The organism is Variovorax sp. Soil_C_33 (genome assembly GCF_057656935.1).
Map to the genome: position 1 here is coordinate 224951 of NZ_JBDGJK010000001.1, position 19779 is coordinate 244729.

Here is a 19779-nt window from a genome sequence, read left to right on the forward strand (position 1 = left end):
TCCCATGCGCGCCACCCTTCTTTTCGCCAGCATCGCAACCCTCGGCATCGCCTGGTGGCTGGGATCCTTCGTCGGATTCCTGGTCGCGATCGGCGCCTGCTTCGCACTGGCGGCCGCGAGCTTCGTCTTCTCCAGGGCCCGCAAGGAAGCGCGCGAATCCAAGGACATGCAGCGCGCCTTCGGCCGCAGCACCACCTTCCTCGCCGGCCTGCGCAGGCACTGACCGCCGCCTCCCTCCTCTTCTACTTGCCGGCGCCCGCCGCCTCCTTGGCATGCGCGACCTCGGTCTCGCGCGGCAGCCTGACGCCGTTCTTCACCGCCAGGATCTCGGCCATCACGCTCACCGCGATCTCGGGCGGCGTCTTGCTGCCGATGTAGATGCCGATCGGGCCGCGCAGGCGCGAAAGCGATGCCTCGGTCTGCTCGAAGTGCTCGATCATGCGTTCGCGCCGCGCCTGCGCGTTGCGGCGCGAGCCGATCGCGCCGACATAGAAGGCCTCGCTCTGCAGGGCCTCGAGCAGGGCCAGGTCGTCGAGCTTCGGGTCGTGCGTGAGCGCGACCACGCAGCTGCGGCGGTCGGGCTTGAAGGCGCTCACCGCGTCGTCGGGCATCTCGGTGCTGAGCGTCACGCCCGGCACCGACCAGGCCGTGCGGTACTCGGTGCGCGGATCGCACAGCGTCACCGCGAAGCCGCTGAACTTCGCCATTGTCGACAGGTATTCGGCCAGCTGGCCGGCGCCGATCAGCAGCATGCGGTATTCGGGGCCGAAGGTGTTCACCAGCTCGGTGTCGCTGATCGTGAGCTCGGCCGGCGCGCTCGCCTCGGCCACGCTGACCGCGCCATCGGCCAGCGACACGGTGCGCTGCATCAGCCGCCCCTTCTCGAGCGCGGCCACCAGCGTTTCCAGCGAGGCGGCATCGGGGTCGTATTCGAGCAGCAGTTCCAGCGTGCCGCCGCAGGGCAGGCCGAAGCGGTGCGCCTCATCCGCCGTGATGCCGTACTTGACCAATGCCGGCGCGCCCGAAGGCATCTCGCCCGGCGCGCCGTGCGCGCGGCTGTAGCGCGCGATCAGGTCGTCTTCGATGCAGCCGCCCGAGACCGATCCGATCACGGCGCCGTCTTCCGCCAGCGCCATGATCGAACCGATCGGCCGCGGCGAGGATCCCCAGGTGCGCACCACGGTCGTGAGCAGCGCGCGCCGTCCCGCGAGCCGCCAGTCGCGCAGCGTGCGCAGGACCATCACGTCGAGGTTTTCCATGGTCCTTAGGCGTCCGTCTTGTCGTCCGCGCCGTCTGCCGGCTTGTCGGACTTTCTGCCGATACCGATCTTGCGCATCAGGCCCGCCATCGCGCCGGTCTTCTCCTCCGGCTCGGCGGCGGGCGCTGCCTCGGTGCTCTCGGCCGCCGCCGGCGGCGGGCCGTAGCGGCCCTGCATCTCGGCCTCGAAGCGCTTGAAGAAATCATCGGCCGTCGACTTGGCGGCGCCGTCGATCAGGCGCTGCCCGAGCTGCGCGATCTTGCCGCCCACCTGCGCCTGCACCGTGTAGTCGAGCTCGCAGCCGGGAGACCCATCGGCGACCGGCTTGAGCGTCACGCTCGACGAGCCCTTGGCGAAGCCCGCCACGCCGCCCTGCCCTTCGAAGGAGAGGCGGTAGCTGTCGGGCGGCATGATCTCGGCCAGCGCGACCTTGCCGTTGAACTTGGCCGAGACCGGTCCGATCTTGACGGCGAGCGCCACCGCGTACTCGTTGTCGCCGCTGGGCTCGAACTTGTCGCAGCCGGGAATGCATTTCTTCAGCGTCTCGGGATCGTTGAGCGCCTCCCAGGCCTGCTGCTGCGTGATGCCGAGCCGGCGGTTGCCGAGCATTTCCATCGTGTGTTCCTTCTAGCGGCCGGACCGCATCAGGGCCGCGAGGCTCGCGGCCAGTTGTTCGAGTGCATTGAGATTGTGGACCGCGAGCATCGCGTCTGCATGGCGGTGCAGAACGGCCGCGCCGCGCGCGAGCGGCGCATAGCCCTCGTAGCGCAGCAGCGGGTTGAGCCACAGCACGCGCCGCGAATGGCGCTTGAGCCACAGCAGCTCGCGCTCCAGGGTTTCGGGTTCGCCGGTGTCCAGGCCGTCGCTGATCACCAGCACCAGCGTGCGGCGGCCGGTCAGGCGGCGCGCATGGCGCTCGCGCAGTTCGCCCAGCGAGCCGCCCAGCCGCGTGCCGCCGGCGAAATCGGCGATGGCCTCGCCGGCTGCCGCCAGCATCGCGTCGGTGTCGGCGATGCGAAAGGCCGGCGTCAGGTCGGTCAACTGGGTGCCGAAGGCGAACACGTCGCGGCGGCCGGCGCGACGCGTCGCCGCATGCAGAAAGGCCAGCAGCAGGCGCGCATAGCGCTCCATCGATCCGGAGACGTCGATCAGCACCAGCAAGGGCAGCGGCTGCTTGCGCCGCGAGAGCCGCGGCAGGCGCAGCATCTCGCCGCCGGTTCGCCCGGCCTCGTGCCAGACGCCGGGCCAGTGCATGCGCGAATGCGCGCCGGCATCGCCGGTCACGCGCAAGCGGCGCGCGGGCAGCGCCGGCACCGGCAGCGCGATGTCGCGGGCCAGCCGCTCCACCAGGCGGTACTCGGCGGCGCCCAGCGCGTTGAAGTCGGCGTGGTGCACCCGCCGGCGATCGCTCGCCGTCATCGCGGCATCGAAGTCGACCTCGCGCTCGGTTTGCGCGGGCTTCACCGGATCGCGCGGCGCCGCGAGCGCCTCGCGCACGCGCGGCCGGCGCTTCGAAGGCTCGGCCTTGCCTTCGGCGCTCGGCAGCATCTGGGCGAGCAGCTTGTTGGCGAGCTCGGGGTCGCGGAACCACGCATCGAAGAGTTCGCGGAACACCAGGCGGTCCTGCTCGCGGCTGATCATCACGGCCTCCATCGCGGCCGCCAGGTCGAGCCGGCTGTCGACGCCGACCAGCGTCGCGGCTTCGGCGGCGAGCGCGATGCGCGCCGAATCGGTCCGCACGCCGGCACGGCGCAGCGCGCGGCCGAAGCCCATCATGTTGCCGGCCAGCTTGCCGCGCCGCGCATCCCCTAACTGCGGAACGCTCACGGCGCCGACTCCTCCTCGGGCTTCAGCAGCTCGGACGCCAGCTCATGCGTCAGCGCCGCCACATCGTCGCGCTGCTTGAAGAGAATGCCCGCGGTATCGACCACGATCTCGGGGTCGAGCTCCACGGTGTCGAGCGCGATCAGCGCGCGCGCCCATTCGACGCTTTCCGCAATGCCCGGCGCACGCTGAAAGGCGCTGGCAAAGGGCGCGCTGCGCAGGCGTTCGACGAAGGCCGCGACTTGGCCCGAGAGCACCTCGCCCGCCCTCGGCACCTGCGCGCGCACGATGGCCAGCTCGCGCTCGCGCTCCGGGTAGTCCAGCCAGTGGTAGAGGCAGCGCCGCTTGACGGCATCGTTGAGCTCGCGCGTGCGGTTGCTGGTCAGGATGGTGACCGGCGGCACCAGCGCCCGCACCGTGCCCAGCTCGGGAATGCTGACCTGGTACTCGCCCAGGTACTCGAGCAGGAAGGCCTCGAAAGGCTCGTCGGCGCGATCGACTTCGTCGATCAGCAGCACGGCGCCCGGTGCCGGCGCCTGCAAGGCCTGCAGCAGCGGCCGGCGGATCAGGTAGCGCGGCTGGTAGACCTCCGACTCGACATCGCTGGAAGCCCCGTGCGCCTCGGCCGCGCGCATGTGCAGCAGCTGCGCCGCATAGTTCCATTCATAGAGCGCCTCGCGCTGCTCCAGGCCGTCGTAGCACTGCAGGCGCAGCAGCTCGCGCTGCAGTGCGCTGGCCAGCGCCTTGGCCAGTTCGGTCTTGCCGACGCCGGGCTCGCCCTCCAGCAGCAGCGGACGCTGCAGCTTGAGTGCGAGAAAGACCGCCGTCGCGAGCCGCCGGTCGGCGTAGTAGGCGGCGCCTTCCAGCGCCTGCACGACCGCGTCGATGGTGTTGAAGGGGGCGGTCGCTGCAGGTGTGGTCATCGCTACAGCTTAGCCGAGCGCTTTTTTCACCGCACGCTGTGTGAGTACGTTGATCAGGTTGGCGCGGTAGGCCGCGGACGCATGCAAGTCGCTGTTGAGGTCGCTGGAATCGATCTTCACGCCGGCCGCTGCTTCGGGGGAGAAGTTCTGCGCCAGCGCATCTTCCAACCCCTTGTGCCGGAACACGCCGTTGCCCGCGCCGGTGACCGCGACGCGCACGCCGCTGTCGCCCTGCGTGACGAACACGCCGACCAGCGGGAAGTTCGAGGCCTTCTGCCGCAGCTTCTCGTAGGCGGCGCGCTTCGGGATCGGGAAGCGGATCGCGGTGATGAGCTCGCCCTCTTCCAGCGCGGTAGTGAAGAGGCCGAGGAAGAAATCGTCGGCCGCGATCTCGCGCTTGCTGGTGACGATGGTCGCGCCCGAGGCCAGCACCGCGCTCGGGTAGCAGGCGGCCGGGTCGTTGTTGGCGATCGAGCCGCCGATGGTGCCCATGGCACGCACTTGGCGGTCGCCGATGTGGTCGGCCAGCCAGGCCAGCGCGGGAAAGGCCGCCTTGATCTCGGCATTGCCGCCGACGTCGAGGTGGCGCGTCATCGCGCCGATCACGAAGGCATTGCCCTCCTTCTTGATGCCGGCGAGTTCCTTGATGCCGCCGAGGTCGACCAGCTGCTCGGGCGCCGACAGGCGCAGCTTCATCGAAGCCAGCAAGGTCTGGCCGCCGGCGAGCACCTTGCCGCCGGCTGCGGCCAGCTTGGCTGCGTCGGCGATATTGGCGGGACGTTCGAGGGTGAAGGCGTACATGGTGTGATTCCTTCGATGGTCAAGCGGCCGGTCGGCCTTGGGTGCTGGCGGTCAGCGGAGGCTGTTGCGGTTCCTGCGTCGGGCTCGTGCTGCCCTTCTGCATCGCCTCCCACACCCGGTGCGGCGAGGCCGGCATGTCGAAGTCCTTGACACCCAGCGGCGCCAGCGCGTCGAGCACGGCGTTGATCAGCGCCGGCGGCGAGCCGATGGCGCCCGCCTCGCCGCAGCCCTTGGTGCCCAGCGGGTTGTGCGTGCAGGGCGTGCAGGTGGTGGCCACCTTGAAGGTCGGGAAATCGTCGGCGCGCGGCATCGCGTAGTCCATGAAGCTGCCGGTCAGCAGCTGGCCGCTCTCGTTGTCGTAGACGCAGTTCTCCATCAGCGCCTGGCCGAGGCCCTGCACCAGGCCGCCGTGCACCTGGCCTTCGACGATCATCGGATTGATGATGGTGCCGAAGTCGTCGACCGCGGTGAATCGGTCGATCTTCACTTCGCCGGTGCCCTTGTCGATCTCGACCTCGCAGATGTAGGTGCCGCCCGGGAAGGTGAAGTTGGTCGGATCGTAGAAGGCGGTTTCGTTGAGCCCGGGCTCCAGCTTGTCGAGCGGATAGTTGTGCGGCACGTAGGCCGTGAGCGCGACCTGGCCGAAGGGAATCTTCTTGTCGGTGCCCTTGACGGTGAACTCGCCGTTCGCGAACTCCACGTCGGCGTCGCTCGCCTCCATCAGGTGGGCCGCGATCTTCTTGGCCTTGGTCTCGATCTTGTCGAGCGCCTTCATGATCGCAGCGCCGCCGACCGAGATCGAGCGCGAGCCGTAGGTGCCCATGCCGAAGGGCACGCGGCCGGTGTCGCCGTGCACCACGTCGACCGCCTCGACCGCGATGCCCAGGCGCGCGGCCACGACCTGCGCGAAGGTGGTCTCGTGGCCTTGCCCGTGGCTGTGCGAGCCGGTGAACACGGTCACGCTGCCGGTCGGATGCACGCGGATCTCGCCGCACTCGAACAGGCCGGCGCGCGCGCCGAGCGCGCCTGCGATGTTCGACGGCGCAATGCCGCAGGCCTCGATGTAGCTCGAGTAGCCGATGCCGCGCAGCTTGCCCTTGGCCTCGGTCGCGGCCTTGCGTTCGGCGAAGCCGGCCACCTCGGCCAGCTCCTTGGCCTTGTCCATCGAGGCGTGGAAGTCGCCCGTGTCGTACTGCAGCGCCACCGGCGTCTGGTACGGGAAGGTGGTGATGAAGTTGCGCTTGCGGATCTCGTCCTGGCCCAGGTTCATTTCCCAGGCGCAGCGCGAGACCAGGCGCTCCAGCAGGTAGGTCGCCTCGGGCCGCCCCGCTCCGCGGTAGGCATCGACCGGCGCGGTGTTGGTGAACCAGGCATCGACCTCGACGTAGATCTGCGGCGTCGTGTACTGGCCCGCGAGCAGCGTCGCGTAGAGGATGGTCGGCACCGCGGTCGAGAAGGTCGAGAGGTACGCGCCCAGGTTGGCGTCGGTGTGCACGCGCAGGGCCAGGAACTTGCCGTCCTTGTCGAGCGCCATCTCGGCATGGCTCACATGGTCGCGCCCGTGCGCGTCGGACAGGAAGCACTCCGAGCGGTCGCCGGTCCACTTGATGCTGCGGTTGAGCTGCTTGGCGGCCCAGGTCAGCGCCACGTCCTCGGCGTAGAGAAAGATCTTGGAGCCGAAGCCGCCGCCCACGTCGGGCGCGATCACGCGCACCTTGTGCTCGGGCAGGCCCAGCACGAAGGCCGTCATCAGGAGGCGCTCGACGTGCGGATTCTGGTTGGCGACGTAGAGCGTGTATTCCTCGGTGGCGCGGCTGTAGCTGCCGATCGCGACGCGCGGCTCCATCGGGTTCGGCACCAGCCGGTTGTTGACCAGGTCGAGCTTCGTGACGTGCGCGGCCTTGGCGAAGGCGGCGTCGACCGCCGCCTTGTCGCCCAGCGCCCACTTGTAGCACTGGTTGTCGGGCGCGGCCTCGTGGATCGTGACGCCGCTCGCCTTCTTCGCCGCGTCGGCCACGCTCACCAGCGCGGGCAGCACCTCGTAGTCGACCACGATCGCCTCGGCCGCGTTCTTGGCCTGCTCCACCGTCTCGGCCACGACCATCGCGACGTGGTCGCCCACGTAGCGCACTTTCCCGATCGCGAGGATCGGATGCGGCGGCTCCTTCATCGGCGTGCCGTCGGGGTTGTTGATGAGCCAGCCGCAGGGCAGACCGCCCATCTTGCCGTCGATGTCCTTGCCGCTGAAGATGCCGACCACGCCCGGCATCTTCTCGGCGGCGGCGGTGTCGATCGACTTGATGTTGGCGTGCGCATGCGGCGAACGCAGGAAGATGGCATGGCTCTGGTTGGCCATTGTCACGTCATCGGTGTACTGGCCGGCGCCGGTCAGGAAGCGGTAGTCTTCCTTGCGCTTGAGTGCCTCGCCGATGTGCGGCAGGCTGGCGAAATCGGATGCGCCCATGATGGTGCTCCTTATGCCGTGGCAGCGGCTTTGGCCGGTGCCGCAGCCATGGCCTCGCCGCCCATCTGCACGGCCTTGACGATGTTCTGGTAACCGGTGCAACGGCACATGTTGCCATCCAGCAGTTCGCGGACCTCGGTTTCGCTGGCCTTGGGATGGTGCGTGCACAGGTCGATCGCGCTCATCACCATGCCCGGCGTGCAGAAGCCGCATTGCAGGCCGTGGCATTCCTTGAAGGCCGCCTGCATCGGGTGCATGGTGCCGTCGGGCTGCGCGATGCCCTCAATGGTCGTGATCTTCGCGCCGCTCACCTGCGCCACCAGCACGTTGCACGACTTGACCGCGCGGCCGTTGACGTGGACGGTGCAGGCGCCGCACTGAGCGGTGTCGCAGCCCACGTGCGTTCCGGTCAGTTGGAGATGCTCGCGCAGCGCCTGTACGAGAAAGGTGTTGGGGGGCGCGTCGACCGTGACCGCGCGGCCGTTGACCGTGAATAGAACCTGCATGTGGCTGTCTCCGTTGTGGGTGAGATGGCTGGGCAACTGGAATCTTGGACGCCGGGCAGGGGCACCATCCTAGGCAAAACCCTAGGCGCTTGCAGCGCGCGCTTGAAATTCTCAAAATGAAACACGATGACCACCTACTCCGCCGCGCCCGAACGCTCTCTCTCCATCGCACAAGCGCGGCGCGAATGGATCGAAGGTGAAGCCGCGGATCCGCGCGGCGCCCGCATCGAACCCTGGCTCATCCGCTCATGGCAACGCTGCCTGGCGGCCGGCCACCGGCCGCAGCAGCGCGTCTGCTTCGACCCGGTCTCGGCGGCGGCCGCCCGGCATGTCGCGGAGCGCAACCGGGCCCTGGTCTCGGCCGCACGGCCGGTGCTCGACAAGCTGTCGCGCGCGATCGCCGATACGCACTACTTCGCCGTCCTGACCGATGCCGAAGGCGTCGTGATCGACGTCGGCGCCCTGCCCGGCGGCAGCGATCCCGCGGCCCGCCACGCGCGCGACATCGCGCGCATCGGCGTCGATCTTTCCGAGCGCGCAGTCGGCACCACCGCCATCGGCGCGGCGCTGGCCGAACGCGAATCGGTATGGCTGCACCGCAACGAGCATTTCTTCGATGACACCGGCATCTACAGCTGCGCCGGCGCGCCGCTGTTCGGGCCTCAGGGCCAATGCATCGGCATGCTGGACCTGACCGGTGTGCAGGTGGTCGAGCGCCCCGAGCTGCGGCACCTGGCCGCGCTCTCGGCGCGCAGCATCGAGAACGCGCTGATGCTGTCCTTGCCCTGCGAACTGCTGCTGCGCATCGATTGGCCGGGCTATGCCGCGGGGCCGGCCACCGAGGGCCTGCTGTGCATCGACGCCGACGGCCGCGTGACCGGTGCCAATACCGCCGCGCGCCAGATGCTTCACCAGCCGCTGGGCACCGACCCGACGCTGCACTGCAACGATCTGTTCGCGCTGCAGCCGCAAATGCTCTTCGATGCGGCGCGGCGCGGCGACACTGCGCTCGAAGTGCCGTTGTGGTCAGGCCTGCGCGTGCAGGCTCATCCGCAGCTCGCGCACCGCGCACCGCGCGGCGCAAGCCAGGAGCGCCCGCGGCTGCGCGACCTCGAAACCGCGCTGATCCGCCGCGCGGTGGACGACGCGCGCGGCAACGTGGCCGAGGCCGCGCGCACGCTCGGCATCAGCCGCGCCACCGTCTACCGCAAGCTGGCCCGGCGCCGGCAGTAAATCGCAGCCCAACGCAGAATGGAGCGATGAACGATTCCTACGCCCCGGTCGAACCCTCCCGCAGCGAAGTCGACAGTCTCTCCGGCCCCACGCTCATCGAATTCGGCGCCCCCTGGTGCGGCATCTGCAAGGCGGCGCAGCCGTTGCTCGCCAAGGCGCTGGCCGAGGTGCCGCCGCTGCGCCATCTCAAGATCGAGGACGCCAGCGGTCGGCCGCTGGGCCGCTCCTTCGGCATCAAGCTGTGGCCGACGCTGATCTTCATGCGCGACGGAAAAGAGCTCGGCCGCCTGGTGCGGCCCGGCAGCGCGGACGAGATCCGGCGCGAGCTCGGGGCGCTCCTCGACTCCGTCCGGTAGCGGCCTGTCCGCCGAATGGAATTCGGCGGGCTGGCCGCCTATATTGAGTTTCAGCGATCCGTCTCCGGGGATCGCGGCTCGATGTCATCCCCTCCAGGGCTTTGTGCCGCGGCCGCGGCGGCCAGGCCTCCACCTGCAACGAGGGAAGCGCCATGGCCACCTACATCTCGCTCATCAACTTCACGGACCAGGGCATCCGCAACGTCAAGGAGTCGCCGAGCCGCGCCGAGGCGTTCACGGCCCTGGCGGGCAAGCTGGGCCTCACCGTCAAGAGCATCCACTGGACCACCGGCAGCTACGACCTGGTGGTCACGACCGAAGGCAGCGACGAAGCGGCGATGGCCACGCTGCTCAGCGTCGGCTCGCTCGGCAATGTGCGTTCGCAGACGCTGCGCGCCTACTCGGCCGCGGAGATCAAGAAGATCATCGGCCTGATGCCGTGAGGTCTGCGCGAAGCAAGCCGCTTCAACCGGCCTTCTGCGCCTTCTCGTAGGCACGCGGCTGCGTCAGCACCTCGTGGCGCAGCGCGTCCTCGAGCTCGGCCTCGGTCATCAGCTTGCGGCGCAGCACCACTTCGCGCACGTTGGTGCCGTTGGCGAAGGCCTCGGCCGCGACCTCGGTCGCTTCCTTGTAGCCGATGATCGGATTCAGCGCCGTCACCAGCGAGATCGAGCGCTCGATGCTCTCGCGCAGCCGGTCCGGGTTGGCGGTGATGCCTTTGACGCACAGGTCGGCCAGCGTCATGCAGCCGTTGGTCAGGTGCTTGAAGCTGCGGAACAGCGCGCTCGCGATGATCGGCTCGAAGGCGTTCAACTGCAGCTGCCCGGCTTCGGCCGCGAAGGTCACGGTCAGGTCGTTGCCGAACACCTCGAAGGCGACCTGGTTGACGACCTCCGGAATCACCGGGTTGACCTTGCCCGGCATGATCGACGAGCCGGCCTGCATCGGCGGCAGGTTGATCTCGCCGAAGCCGGAGCGCGGGCCGCTGGAGAGCAGCCGCAGGTCGTTGCAGGTCTTCGACAGCTTGACCGCGATGCGCTTCAACACGCCCGACAACTGCACGAAGGCGCCGCAGTCCTGGGTGGCCTCGATCAGGTTGGGCGCGGTGGAAAGATCGAGGCCGGTGATGCCGCGCAGCGCGGCCAGCGCCTTGCGCGCGTACTCGGGATGCGCGGTGATGCCGGTGCCGATGGCCGTGGCGCCGAGGTTGATCTCGCGGATCAGGGCCGAGGCCTCGGTCAGGCGCGCGATGTCTTCCTCGACCATGACCGCATAGGTCGAGAACTCCTGGCCCAGCGTCATCGGCACCGCGTCCTGCAGCTGGGTGCGGCCGATCTTCAGCAGGTGCGCGAACTCCTTGGCCTTGGCATCGAAGGCTTCGCGCAGATGCTCCATGGCCGCGAGCAGCTCGTCGATCGCGAAGCAGGTGGCGATGCGGATCGCGGTCGGATAGACGTCGTTGGTGCTCTGCGCCATGTTGACGTGCTCGTTGGGATGCAGGTACTGGTACTCGCCCCGCCGGTGGCCCATGATTTCGAGCGCGCGGTTGCAGACCACCTCATTGGCGTTCATGTTGGTCGAGGTGCCGGCGCCGCCCTGGATCACGTCGACCACGAACTGCTCGTGCAGCGCGCCGCCGCGGATCTCCTTGCAGGCCGCGACGATCGCGTCGCGCAGCTCGGCGGGCAGCAGGCCCAGCTCGGTGTTGGCCTCGGCGGCCGCCTGCTTGACCGAGGCGAGCGCGACCACCAGCTCCGGATAGGCCGAGATGGTCGTGCCCGAGATCTGGAAGTTCTCCCTGGCCCGCAGCGTGTGGACGCCGTAGTAGACCTCGTCGGGCACCTCGCGGTCACCCAGCAGGTCGTGTTCGATGCGCATCTTCTGGCTCATGGCTTGGTCCTCGGTGATGGGTTGAGCCGACAGCGTACTCCCGCCGCTGTCACAAACGCAGGCCCTGGCGCGTCTTGAGTGCATGGAGGGCCGCATGGGGCGGCCGTCCTGATGCAACCAAGGATCTTTTTTCATGGCACACACCGCCCGTCTTCCCTACTATCAACTCGCTCCCAAGGCTTTTCAGGGGCTGCTCGACACCTCCGCTGCCGTCCACAAAGGCTCGCTCGGCAGCCGCCTCGTCGACCTCGTGCTGCTTCGGCTCTCGCAGATCAACGGCTGCGGCTACTGCATCGACATGCACTGGCGCGACCTGATCCGGCTGGAGGTCGATCCGCGCCATCTCAATGCGCTGGCCGGCTGGCGCGAGGCGCCTTTCTTCAGCGAGCGCGAGCGCGCGGCGCTGCGCTGGGCGGAGCTCGTCAACGCCACGCCGCACAGCGACGCGAGCGACGAGGAGTTCGCGCGGCTGAAGGCGCACTTCACCGACGTCGAGATCGTCGAGCTCGGCTTCACCATCGCGGTCATCAATGCCTGGAACCTGCTCAACGTGAGCTTCCGCAACCCGATCCCCGAGAAGGCATAGCGTCACCCGAGGGCTCTACGATGCATCATGGTCGATGCATCTCCACACGGGGCCCGCGCGCTCCAGCCGCCGCGGCTGCTGCACGTGGATGCGCTGCGCGGCTTCGCGCTGCTGGGCATCCTGCTGGTCAACATCGCGGCCTTCGCCTCGGCCTACTTCGGCATGGCCGCGCCCGATCCCGCCTTCGCCCGGCCGGTGGACCGCGCCGTGCGCTGGCTCGTGGCCTTCCTGTTCGAGACCAAGTTCTACCTGCTCTTCTCCTTCCTGTTCGGCTACAGCTTCACCTTGCAGATGGAGGCGGCCGAGCGCAGCGGCAAAGCCTTCGGGCCGAGGATGCTGCGCCGCCTGCTCGGGCTCTGGCTCATCGGCGCCGCACATGCGGTGTGGCTGTTTCACGGCGACATCCTTGGCACCTATGCCGTACTGGGCCTGGTCCTGCTCTGGCTGCGCCAGCAGACCGATGCCCAGGCGGCCTGGCGCGCCTGCGTACTCACGCTGATGCCCGCGGCCGTCATGGCCGTGCTCGGCGGGCTCCGGGTGCACGCCGGCGAAACCATCGACGTCGCCGGCGCCGCGGCGCGCGCGAGCGCCGCGCAAATGGCCTGGCTGGGCACGCCGGCGACGGTGGTCGCCCAGCGCCTGCAGGAACTCGGCCAGACCTGGTGGATCGTGGTGCTGATCCAGGGCCCCTGCGCGCTCGCCATGTTCATGCTCGGCTTCATGGCCGGCAGGCGCCGCTTGTTCGCGCGGCTCGACCGCTACCGCGGACTTTGGCGACACCTGGCCGGCTGGGGCCTGGCGGTGGGCCTGCCCGGCGCGCTGGTCTATGCGACGGCCACGGTCTACCGGATCGGCTCGGGCTGGGAGATCGTGGGCCTGGCCGTCAGCCTCCTGAGCGCGCCCTTCCTGAGCGCCGCCTACGTCGGGCTCGCGATGATGCTGTTCGAGGGCGCGCGCGGCATGCGCATCGCGCGGCTGCTGGCGCCCGCGGGGCGCATGGCCCTCACCAACTACCTCGTGCAGTCGCTCGTCTGCGCGCTGATCTTCACAGCCTACGGGCTGGGCTGGATGGGCCGCGTGTCGCCGGCGGCCTGCGTGCTGATCGCGGCAGCCATCTTCGCGGGCCAGCTGGCCGCCAGCCGCCTGTGGCTGCGCCGCTTCAGCTACGGGCCTGTGGAGTGGGCGCTGCGCGCACTGACGGTCGGCGCCTGGCCGGCGATGCGCAGGGCGGCGGAGCTGCCGCCGCCCTCGTCCTGACGCCTGGCTTCAGGAGCAGACGTACGACGCCGCCAATCGCGGATCGCCGCCGGTCAGCGTGGCCTTGGTCGGATGCATGCAGATCGGCCGCGAACTGGCCGGCGAGCTGCCGCTGGCCGGCGCCGAGATGTCGATGCGCTCCGGCGAATTGCCGCCTTCCACCCAGGCCGTGAGCGCGGTGTAGAGCTGGTTGATCGTCGGCAGCGGCGGATTCGCAGCCGGATTGGTGGTGCCGTTGCTGAAGCTGTGGCCCATGCCGGGCACCAGGAAGAGCCGGTAGAAGTTGCGCACCACCGCATCGCCGCCCATGCGGCCCGATAGCAGCGTGTAGTAGTGGGTCGTGCCCTGCGGCGGGATCAGCGTGTCCGCCAGGCCGTGGTAGACCAGCATCTTTCCACCGCGCGCGGCGAAGCGCTCGAGGTTCGGATCGTCGGTGTTGATGTTGGCGAACGCGGATTGCAGGGCGACGCCCTGGTCGTAGGCGTTCGAGAGAGCCGCATAGGACAGCGTCTTCCAGCGATCGATGCCATTGCCCGTCGCGTTGATAAAATTGGGCTGGGCCCAGGTCGGGTCCTGCAGTTCGAGCGCCACCATGTCGGTCGCGATGCTGAAAGGCGTGGGACCCGCGAGTCCGCTCTGATTGGTGCCGCGCGTGAGCCCGTACCAGCGCTGGTTGGCCGAGACCGAGGGCGAGGTCGCGAAGCCGTTGTCCGCCGAGGGCGAAGGCACGGAGCCGTCGGCGGTCTGGCCGTACCAGATCTTGTTCATCGCCAGCGCCTGGGCGGCGGTGACGCAGCTGCCGGCGGGCCCCGTTCCGCCGCTGCTCGCGCACAGCACGCTGGTGTCCAGCAATGGGTCGTAGCGGCATTGCGAGGGGTCGGGGATGTAGCCGAGATGCTGGCCGTTCACCACGTCGCAGGCGTTGATGGCGGCGTTGCCCATCAGCGTGAGCTGGGCCGGCGTGAGCGGCACGCCGCCCAGGTCGCGCTGGTAGACGATCTGCGGATAGAGCTCGGCGGTGATGAACTTGGTCCAGTTGATGGCCGGCGCGCCGGCCAGGATGCCGTCGAAGTCGGCCGGATTCGCCTGCGCTTCCATGTGGCCCTGGCGGCCGCCGGTGGAGAAGCCGTTCCAGTACGCGAACTTGGCAGGCGTGCCATAGAAGGCGGCGGCCAGCGCCTTGGTCTTGACCGCCATCTCGTGGATGCCGCGCTGCGCGAAGTCGTTCCACAGCAGGATGTTGACGGTGCCGTCGGGCCTCATCGCGAAGGAGCCGCCGTTGGCCGTGTTGGCATGGCCGGTGTCGGTGCTGGCCGAAACCGCGCCTTCGACCATCGCGGTTTGCGCCGGCGCGCCGGCGCTGCCGCCGGTGATGCCTGCGAGCGCCGTCAGCGAAGTGTGGACGCCGCCGGCCCAGCCGCCGCCGCCCTTCACATGCACCCGCTGGTTCCACTTCGCCTCATTGGGCAGCCAGACCTCGATGCCGATGCCGGGCGAGGTCGACGGGGCATCCGCCGGGCCGGGATTGCCCGGCCCGACCAGAAGCTTCACGATGCAGACATCGGTGGTCGCCGTGGGCGTGGTGGGCGTCGGCGTTCCGGTCAGGAGCAGCGGGTCGCCGGTCTTGAAGGACTTGACCAGCAGCACGGTGGTGTTGGCGTCCGGTTTGAAGCCGCTCTTGATCGAGTCGTCGCAGCTCAGTTTCGTCTGGCTGGGGGGCGGCACCGCGATACCGCCATGGCCGCCGCCGCCACCGCCACCGCCTCCGCATGCCGCAAGCCCGGCCGCGGCCGCGATGCACACCATGCGGATCAGCACCCGGAGATCGAACCGGCAATTTCTCTGCATGGCGTGCCTCCTTCTTTCCGGCCGCCGCGAGATCGCGGCTGAAGGGTAATGCGCTGCAAAGAAGTCTTTGGGCGTAGGACGATACCGCCGGCCAGCGAGCAGCGGCAGCCTACAGGGCGCGCCGCCGCCGCATACTCCACCACCATGCCCGGATGGTCCTACCTCGTTCTTGCCGCCATCGCGCTCGGGGCCTTGTGCACCGCCGCCGTCGGCGAACTGCTGAGCCGCCCTGTGCGCTCGGCCATCGGCATCCTGCCGCCGGACCTGCCGGCGGCGGCCGTGCAAATACCCTATGCCGAGCGGGAACGTCTGTCGGGCTGGCAAAGCCGCGGCACTGCCGGTGCCGGTGCCATCCTGCTCCTGCACGGCGTGCGATCCGATCGCCGCCAGATGATCGGACGCGCGCGATTCCTGCATCGGCTCGGCTATTCGGTCCTGCTGATCGACCTGCCCGCACATGGCGAAAGCACGGGCGACCGGATCACCTTCGGCGCGCGGGAGGCCGAGGGCGTCAAGGCCGCGCTGGCCCACCTCCGGCGCGAGATGCCGTCGGAGCCGATCGGCGTGATCGGCATATCGCTGGGCGCGGCGGCGTTCGCGCTGGGCGAGCCCGATGCGCAGGTCCGGGCGGTGATCCTCGAATCGATGTATCCCACGGTCGACGAGGCGGTGCGAAACCGCTTGACGACCTACCTGGGCCCGGCGGGCGGCCTGCTGTCGCCGCTGCTGCTGTGGCAGCTGCCGCTGCGCGCCGGCGTGTCTGCGGCGCGGCTGCGGCCGATCGAGCGTGTCGGCCGCATCGGCGCCGCTGTCTTCATCATCTCCGGCGCAGAGGATCGCAGCACCACGGCGGACGAGTCGCGCCTGCTCTTCGGCATGGCGGTCGAGCCGAAGCAGCTGTGGATCGTGGATGGCGCTGCGCACGTCGACCTGCATGCGCTTGCGCAGCGCGAATACGAGCAGAAGGTCGGGACCTTTCTCGCGCGCCACCTCGGGGGCGCGAGGTGAAGCACAGCTGCCCAAGCTGCCGGAAGCCCGGCATCTCCGGCCTGGCGAAGCGGTGGTCGGATCGCGCCAACCCGGCGACATGCGAATTCTGCGGCGGGCTTTCCCACGTGCTGGCGAGCACCTCCGGCGGGATCGGGTTCGTCGGGTTCCTGATACTCGTCGTCTCCGCGATCGTCGCAGCGGGGCTGCAGACTTTTCTCGTCGTCGTGCCCGGTGCCTGCCTCGCGGTCGCGTACAACATCTGGGCCTGGAGGCGCGCCGAGCTGACGCCGATTCCGAAGGAGAACGCGGACGCGGCAAAGGCAGTGAACTGGTTTCTCGCGGGGCTCTACGCGCTGATTGCGCTGTTCAGTTGACAACCCCCGCAGCGCAAACAGTGCGGCCAGGACGCGCGCGTTGCGCAGCACGACGTGGGAAACGGCTGACAGACAGAAGCCGCTGCTCGTGGACAGTACGCAGATACTTGTTTTTTACGCAGGAAGTTTGTTCATGTCCGTCGCTTGTCCGATTTGCGGGGCCCCCAACCGCGAGAAAGCCATGTTCTGCAGCGGCTGCGCCGGCCGACTTCCCGGCTTTGCCCCGACCGGCCCGTCGGCACTCGAAGCGATAAGGCCGACGCCAAGGGCAACAGGATTCGAGGACTCCATCCCGTCCCTGGACGGCCCGTCGCGGCGCAGGAACCCTTCGCTCGCTCTGCTGCCGGCCGAGACGCCGGCCTTTTGGCTTCGTCTGGGGTTGTCGGCAGTCGCCATGAGCATCGCTTTCATCGGCTGGTATATGTACGTCACGCGCGATGTCGGCGAGTGGCCGAAATTGAACACGATGGAACCGGCAGCTGAAGCCAGGATGCCATCGTCGGAAAAAGCCGCGGTGGCAGTGCCCGAGCCCGCGTCGACGCCCCCGCCAGCCGCAGCGCCCGCGCCTGCCGTGCCCGTCGCGGCCGCGCCCGCAGTGGCTGCACCTGCGCCTGCGCCTGCGCCTGCGACACCCGTCGCTGCGAAGCCTTCTCAGCCCAGCGCGGAGAAATCCGCGGCGGTACCCGTCGCGAGTCGCCGCTCCACCGCGTCCACGGAACGCATTCGTGTGGACCCACCGCCAGCGCCGCAGCAGGCGTACACGCCCGCATGGGCCCGCGGCGACTCGGGGCCGCCGATCGCGCCCGGTCCGGGGCCGCTGATTGGCTCTGCGCGCGCGCAGACGTCGTTGCGCGACGATCCGGGGCCGCCGATCGTGCCGGGTCCCGGGCCGCTGGTCAGTTCCGCGCGCACGCCCGCATCGAGCCTGGACGACCGAGGCCCGCCGATCGTTCCGGGTCCGGGTCCGCTGGTCAGCTCGTCGCGCTCGCCCGCATGGGCCGCCGACGACGCAGGGCCGCCGATCGCCATCGGCCCCGGACCGCTGGTCAATCCGGTTCGCGCGCCTCGCACGAGGTAGCGCCGCTCGAGGGACCGGCGCGTCCCATTGTTTCCAAGTCGCAAACGCCGCGGTTCCTTTCGCGGCGTTTTCTCGAAGGCCTTCGGTCGCAAACTTCATACGCATCAACCAATCGATTTGAAGGAACCGAAATGAATGCCTCGAAGATCATCGCCGCTGCAGCTCTTTCACTCCTGGCCGCCGCCGGCGCGCAAGCGGAAACCTATGACGGCGTGCACACCCTGACCTCGGCAGCCAACCGTTCGGAAGTGGCCGCCGAAGGCGTCGCCGCCGCACGCGCCGGCAATTCCTACGCCGACGGCGCCAGCGCCGGCGCGCAGACCTTCACGTCCACCGCCGACCGCACCACGATTCGTGCGGAGGCAGTCGCCAAGGCGCACGACCCGTTCGCGAGCCTGGATCGCCGTGCCTTCTATCGCGACGAAGTGCCGGCTGCCTACAAGAAGCCGAAGGTGTCGTTCACGCGCCAGGCCGGCCTGTAAATCAGGCTTCGCTGCTGCTTCGCAGCAGCTTCACCAGCCGGTCCAGCGTCTTCAACGCTGCGTCCGGCGTCTCGTCGAACTGCGCGTGAACGATGGCGCCGTCGACCGCCAGCGCGATGAGCTGCGCATGCTTCGCGCGCTGGCGCGAGGGCGGCAGCAGCTTCTCGATCTCCGCCGTCATCTCGCCCTTGTGGCCGCGCGCGATCTCCACCACCTCGGGCAAGGCGGCACTGAGCTCGCTCACGCTGTTGAGGAAGGCGCAGCCGCGATAGCCCGCATCCGCGAACCACTCGCGCAGCGCGGGCACCAGCGCATCGAGGCCCTTGCCGCGCTGCGCGCCGTGACGCTTCAGCGCATCGACGAACCATTTCATCCAGCGCTCGTGGCGGTAGGCCAGGAAGGCGCGGATCAGCTCGTTCTTGCTCGGGAAGTGGCGGTAGAAGGTGACCTTGGTCACGCCCGATTCGGCGATCACGCGGTCGATGCCGGTGGCGCGAATGCCTTCGCGGTAGAACAGCTCGTGCGCGGTCAGCAGGATGCGCTCGCTGGCGGGGCGGTCCTTGAGTTCGGGAATCGCGGGACTTGGCATGAAGTCATTGTAGACAGGTCTGTCTACGTGCGTTAGACTGGCCACGTAGACAGAGTTGTCTACCTCATCCCTTCAGGAACTCGCCGCCATGGAAACACGCCCGCCCCTGCCTCCGTTCAACCTCGAAACCGCGACCCAGAAAGTGCGCCTGGCCGAGGACGGCTGGAACTCGCGCGACCCGGCCCGCGTCGCGCTGGCTTACAGCGAAGACACGCGCTGGCGCAACCGCGCCGAGTTCCCGGTCGGCCGGGCGGCCGCGCAGGCGCTGCTCGAACGCAAGTGGGCACGTGAGCTCGACTACCGCCTGATCAAGGAGTTGTGGGCCTTCGGCGGCCCGCGCATCGCCGTGCGCTTCGCCTACGAATGGCGCGACGATGCCGGCAACTGGTTCCGCAGCTACGGCAACGAGAACTGGGAGTTCAACGAGCACGGCCTGATGACGCACCGCCATGCGAGCATCAACGACCTGCCGATCAAGGAAAGCGAACGCAAGTTCTTCTGGCCGCTGGGGCGGCGTCCGGACGACCATCCGGGCTTGAGCGATCTCGGGCTCTAGCCCGGCAGCGCCACCACCACCGCCGCCTCGTCGATGGCGGCCACCACGCGCTGCCGCGTGCGCAGCCCCGAGCCGGCCGGCGCGAAACCGACGAGCTGCAGGCCACTGTCGAGCGTGATCGCGATCTCGTCGCCGTCCTCGCCGCGCGCCGCGCCCTGCACCACGCCGCCGAGCTGGTTGCCCCGGGTCCGTCGCGGCGCCGCCGCGCGCTCCACGCGCACCGCGGTCGCCTTGCACAGCGCGATCGCCGCCATACCTTCCGCCAGCCCGAGCAGCTCCGCGCTCTCCTGCGTGATGCGCGCAGCGATCGGTTGCTGCGCATCGCCGCCGAGCTTCATGTGCACGCGCACGATGCGTCCGGTGGATTCGATTGCGCCGACGGTGGCCGGCAGCTGGTTGCGCATGCTGGTGCGGATCGAGAGCCGCGCCGCCGCGGTGCCGGCGCTCGCGCCAGCGCGCGACTGCACGGCACGGCGCGCCGCATCGAGCGCATCCGCCAGTTCGAGCAGCTGCGCGCCGTGCGCGGTGAGCACGGCGCCGCCGCCGCCCGCGCCGCCGACCGCGCGCTCCACCAGCGAGACGCCGGCCAGGTTGGTGAGCGTGGCGACCGCCTGCCACGCAGCCTTGTAGCTCACGGCCGCCTCGCGCGCGGCCTGGGAGATGCTGCCCGTGCGGCCGATGCCGCGCAGGATGTCGATGCGCTTGTCGCTCATGCCATGGCCGAGCGCGTCGCCGAAACGGGGAGATGCCATGCGCAGATTGTG

At 69.1% G+C, this 19779-nt stretch carries 23 protein-coding genes; 11 read left to right on the plus strand and 12 right to left on the minus strand.

The window, feature by feature from the left end:
- Positions 1-4: 4 nt before the first annotated feature.
- On the plus strand, positions 5-223 hold the full coding sequence (locus AC3A6B_RS01160; RefSeq protein ID WP_487834908.1) for a hypothetical protein: 219 nt from the start codon (positions 5-7) through the stop codon (positions 221-223).
- A 19-nt stretch (positions 224-242) separates the two neighbouring features.
- Here AC3A6B_RS01160 and AC3A6B_RS01165 read toward each other — a convergent pair whose 3' ends face one another.
- Genes AC3A6B_RS01165 through AC3A6B_RS01195 form a run of 7 tightly spaced genes read right to left on the minus strand, consistent with a single transcriptional unit; the run spans position 243 to position 7776 of the window.
- Complete coding sequence (locus AC3A6B_RS01165) at positions 243-1259, minus strand: XdhC family protein (RefSeq protein WP_487834909.1); 1017 nt, start codon at positions 1257-1259, stop codon at positions 243-245.
- A gap of 5 nt (positions 1260-1264) precedes the next feature.
- Positions 1265-1873 (minus strand): SRPBCC family protein, encoded by a 609-nt coding sequence (locus tag AC3A6B_RS01170; RefSeq protein WP_487834910.1) that lies wholly within the window; start codon positions 1871-1873, stop codon positions 1265-1267.
- A gap of 12 nt (positions 1874-1885) precedes the next feature.
- Entirely contained in the window at positions 1886-3034 is a 1149-nt protein-coding gene (locus AC3A6B_RS01175) for a vWA domain-containing protein (protein WP_487835233.1), read from the minus strand.
- Positions 3035-3081: 47 nt separating this feature from the next.
- Positions 3082-4005, minus strand: coding sequence for an AAA family ATPase (locus AC3A6B_RS01180; protein ID WP_487834911.1), 924 nt, complete (start codon positions 4003-4005; stop codon positions 3082-3084).
- A 9-nt stretch (positions 4006-4014) separates the two neighbouring features.
- On the minus strand, positions 4015-4806 hold the full coding sequence (locus AC3A6B_RS01185; RefSeq protein ID WP_487834912.1) for an FAD binding domain-containing protein: 792 nt from the start codon (positions 4804-4806) through the stop codon (positions 4015-4017).
- 19 nt (positions 4807-4825) lie between these two features.
- Complete coding sequence (locus tag AC3A6B_RS01190) at positions 4826-7270, minus strand: xanthine dehydrogenase family protein molybdopterin-binding subunit (RefSeq protein WP_487834913.1); 2445 nt, start codon at positions 7268-7270, stop codon at positions 4826-4828.
- Between the two features lie 11 nt (positions 7271-7281).
- Positions 7282-7776 (minus strand): (2Fe-2S)-binding protein, encoded by a 495-nt coding sequence (locus tag AC3A6B_RS01195; protein ID WP_487834914.1) that lies wholly within the window; start codon positions 7774-7776, stop codon positions 7282-7284.
- Between the two features lie 126 nt (positions 7777-7902).
- Here AC3A6B_RS01195 and AC3A6B_RS01200 point away from each other — a divergent pair, with 126 nt between their 5' ends.
- The 3 genes from AC3A6B_RS01200 to AC3A6B_RS01210 all read left to right on the plus strand — a co-directional run bounded on the left by AC3A6B_RS01200 (position 7903) and on the right by AC3A6B_RS01210 (position 9808).
- Positions 7903-9009, plus strand: coding sequence for a helix-turn-helix domain-containing protein (locus AC3A6B_RS01200; protein WP_487834915.1), 1107 nt, complete (start codon positions 7903-7905; stop codon positions 9007-9009).
- Between the two features lie 26 nt (positions 9010-9035).
- Positions 9036-9365, plus strand: coding sequence for a thioredoxin family protein (locus tag AC3A6B_RS01205; protein WP_487834916.1), 330 nt, complete (start codon positions 9036-9038; stop codon positions 9363-9365).
- A gap of 152 nt (positions 9366-9517) precedes the next feature.
- On the plus strand, positions 9518-9808 hold the full coding sequence (locus AC3A6B_RS01210) for a GYD domain-containing protein (protein ID WP_487834917.1): 291 nt from the start codon (positions 9518-9520) through the stop codon (positions 9806-9808).
- A gap of 22 nt (positions 9809-9830) precedes the next feature.
- Here AC3A6B_RS01210 and aspA read toward each other — a convergent pair whose 3' ends face one another.
- Positions 9831-11255 (minus strand): aspartate ammonia-lyase, encoded by a 1425-nt coding sequence (gene aspA, locus AC3A6B_RS01215; RefSeq protein ID WP_487834918.1) that lies wholly within the window; start codon positions 11253-11255, stop codon positions 9831-9833.
- A gap of 133 nt (positions 11256-11388) precedes the next feature.
- Between aspA and AC3A6B_RS01220 the strand changes: the two genes are divergently transcribed.
- Positions 11389-11841 carry a carboxymuconolactone decarboxylase family protein gene (locus tag AC3A6B_RS01220; RefSeq protein ID WP_487834919.1) on the plus strand — a complete coding sequence of 151 codons (453 nt, stop codon included), beginning with the start codon at positions 11389-11391 and terminating at the stop codon, positions 11839-11841.
- A 27-nt stretch (positions 11842-11868) separates the two neighbouring features.
- Complete coding sequence (locus tag AC3A6B_RS01225) at positions 11869-13098, plus strand: DUF418 domain-containing protein (protein WP_487834920.1); 1230 nt, start codon at positions 11869-11871, stop codon at positions 13096-13098.
- A 9-nt stretch (positions 13099-13107) separates the two neighbouring features.
- Here the strand turns inward: AC3A6B_RS01225 and AC3A6B_RS01230 are convergent, their stop codons facing one another.
- Positions 13108-14946 (minus strand): tannase/feruloyl esterase family alpha/beta hydrolase, encoded by a 1839-nt coding sequence (locus tag AC3A6B_RS01230; protein WP_487834921.1) that lies wholly within the window; start codon positions 14944-14946, stop codon positions 13108-13110.
- A 144-nt stretch (positions 14947-15090) separates the two neighbouring features.
- Between AC3A6B_RS01230 and AC3A6B_RS01235 the strand changes: the two genes are divergently transcribed.
- Together AC3A6B_RS01235 and AC3A6B_RS01240 are read left to right on the plus strand one after the other, a co-directional pair.
- Positions 15091-15954: an alpha/beta hydrolase gene (locus tag AC3A6B_RS01235; protein ID WP_487834922.1), complete on the plus strand. Its 864-nt coding sequence runs from the start codon at positions 15091-15093 to the stop codon at positions 15952-15954.
- Positions 15951-16310 carry a hypothetical protein gene (locus AC3A6B_RS01240; protein WP_487834923.1) on the plus strand — a complete coding sequence of 120 codons (360 nt, stop codon included), beginning with the start codon at positions 15951-15953 and terminating at the stop codon, positions 16308-16310. The genes AC3A6B_RS01235 and AC3A6B_RS01240 overlap by 4 nt, the downstream gene beginning before the upstream one ends.
- Positions 16311-16424: 114 nt before the next feature.
- On the opposite strand, the gene AC3A6B_RS01245 is transcribed toward AC3A6B_RS01240, so the two are convergent.
- Positions 16425-16721, minus strand: a complete 297-nt coding sequence (locus AC3A6B_RS01245; protein WP_487834924.1) for a hypothetical protein — start codon at positions 16719-16721, stop codon at positions 16425-16427.
- A 316-nt stretch (positions 16722-17037) separates the two neighbouring features.
- Between AC3A6B_RS01245 and AC3A6B_RS01250 the strand changes: the two genes are divergently transcribed.
- Together AC3A6B_RS01250 and AC3A6B_RS01255 are read left to right on the plus strand one after the other, a co-directional pair.
- Positions 17038-17388, plus strand: a complete 351-nt coding sequence (locus AC3A6B_RS01250) for a hypothetical protein (RefSeq protein ID WP_487834925.1) — start codon at positions 17038-17040, stop codon at positions 17386-17388.
- Between the two features lie 131 nt (positions 17389-17519).
- Positions 17520-17870, plus strand: a complete 351-nt coding sequence (locus tag AC3A6B_RS01255; protein WP_487834926.1) for an alpha/beta hydrolase — start codon at positions 17520-17522, stop codon at positions 17868-17870.
- 1 nt (position 17871) lies between these two features.
- On the opposite strand, the gene AC3A6B_RS01260 is transcribed toward AC3A6B_RS01255, so the two are convergent.
- On the minus strand, positions 17872-18459 hold the full coding sequence (locus AC3A6B_RS01260) for a TetR/AcrR family transcriptional regulator (protein WP_487834927.1): 588 nt from the start codon (positions 18457-18459) through the stop codon (positions 17872-17874).
- Between the two features lie 88 nt (positions 18460-18547).
- Here AC3A6B_RS01260 and AC3A6B_RS01265 point away from each other — a divergent pair, with 88 nt between their 5' ends.
- The gene (locus AC3A6B_RS01265) at positions 18548-19015 is read left to right on the plus strand and encodes a nuclear transport factor 2 family protein (protein ID WP_487834928.1); all 468 of its coding nucleotides are present in this window, start codon (positions 18548-18550) and stop codon (positions 19013-19015) included.
- Here AC3A6B_RS01265 and AC3A6B_RS01270 read toward each other — a convergent pair.
- Positions 19012-19767, minus strand: a complete 756-nt coding sequence (locus AC3A6B_RS01270) for a TOBE-like domain-containing protein (protein ID WP_487834929.1) — start codon at positions 19765-19767, stop codon at positions 19012-19014. The genes AC3A6B_RS01265 and AC3A6B_RS01270 overlap by 4 nt on opposite strands.
- Positions 19768-19779 lie beyond the last annotated feature (12 nt).

Coding starts and splice junctions, on each gene's coding strand:
- AC3A6B_RS01160 (WP_487834908.1), top strand. CDS start 5: ATGCGCGCCACCCTTCTTTTCGCCAGCATCGCAACCCTCGGCATCGCC.
- AC3A6B_RS01165 (WP_487834909.1), bottom strand. CDS start 1,259: ATGGAAAACCTCGACGTGATGGTCCTGCGCACGCTGCGCGACTGGCGG.
- AC3A6B_RS01170 (WP_487834910.1), bottom strand. CDS start 1,873: ATGGAAATGCTCGGCAACCGCCGGCTCGGCATCACGCAGCAGCAGGCC.
- AC3A6B_RS01175 (WP_487835233.1), bottom strand. CDS start 3,034: ATGATGGGCTTCGGCCGCGCGCTGCGCCGTGCCGGCGTGCGGACCGAT.
- AC3A6B_RS01180 (WP_487834911.1), bottom strand. CDS start 4,005: ATGACCACACCTGCAGCGACCGCCCCCTTCAACACCATCGACGCGGTC.
- AC3A6B_RS01185 (WP_487834912.1), bottom strand. CDS start 4,806: ATGTACGCCTTCACCCTCGAACGTCCCGCCAATATCGCCGACGCAGCC.
- AC3A6B_RS01190 (WP_487834913.1), bottom strand. CDS start 7,270: ATGGGCGCATCCGATTTCGCCAGCCTGCCGCACATCGGCGAGGCACTC.
- AC3A6B_RS01195 (WP_487834914.1), bottom strand. CDS start 7,776: ATGCAGGTTCTATTCACGGTCAACGGCCGCGCGGTCACGGTCGACGCG.
- AC3A6B_RS01200 (WP_487834915.1), top strand. CDS start 7,903: ATGACCACCTACTCCGCCGCGCCCGAACGCTCTCTCTCCATCGCACAA.
- AC3A6B_RS01205 (WP_487834916.1), top strand. CDS start 9,036: ATGAACGATTCCTACGCCCCGGTCGAACCCTCCCGCAGCGAAGTCGAC.
- AC3A6B_RS01210 (WP_487834917.1), top strand. CDS start 9,518: ATGGCCACCTACATCTCGCTCATCAACTTCACGGACCAGGGCATCCGC.
- aspA (WP_487834918.1), bottom strand. CDS start 11,255: ATGAGCCAGAAGATGCGCATCGAACACGACCTGCTGGGTGACCGCGAG.
- AC3A6B_RS01220 (WP_487834919.1), top strand. CDS start 11,389: ATGGCACACACCGCCCGTCTTCCCTACTATCAACTCGCTCCCAAGGCT.
- AC3A6B_RS01225 (WP_487834920.1), top strand. CDS start 11,869: ATGGTCGATGCATCTCCACACGGGGCCCGCGCGCTCCAGCCGCCGCGG.
- AC3A6B_RS01230 (WP_487834921.1), bottom strand. CDS start 14,946: ATGCAGAGAAATTGCCGGTTCGATCTCCGGGTGCTGATCCGCATGGTG.
- AC3A6B_RS01235 (WP_487834922.1), top strand. CDS start 15,091: ATGCCCGGATGGTCCTACCTCGTTCTTGCCGCCATCGCGCTCGGGGCC.
- AC3A6B_RS01245 (WP_487834924.1), bottom strand. CDS start 16,721: ATGAAAGCGATGCTCATGGCGACTGCCGACAACCCCAGACGAAGCCAA.
- AC3A6B_RS01255 (WP_487834926.1), top strand. CDS start 17,520: ATGAATGCCTCGAAGATCATCGCCGCTGCAGCTCTTTCACTCCTGGCC.
- AC3A6B_RS01260 (WP_487834927.1), bottom strand. CDS start 18,459: ATGCCAAGTCCCGCGATTCCCGAACTCAAGGACCGCCCCGCCAGCGAG.
- AC3A6B_RS01265 (WP_487834928.1), top strand. CDS start 18,548: ATGGAAACACGCCCGCCCCTGCCTCCGTTCAACCTCGAAACCGCGACC.
- AC3A6B_RS01270 (WP_487834929.1), bottom strand. CDS start 19,767: ATGGCATCTCCCCGTTTCGGCGACGCGCTCGGCCATGGCATGAGCGAC.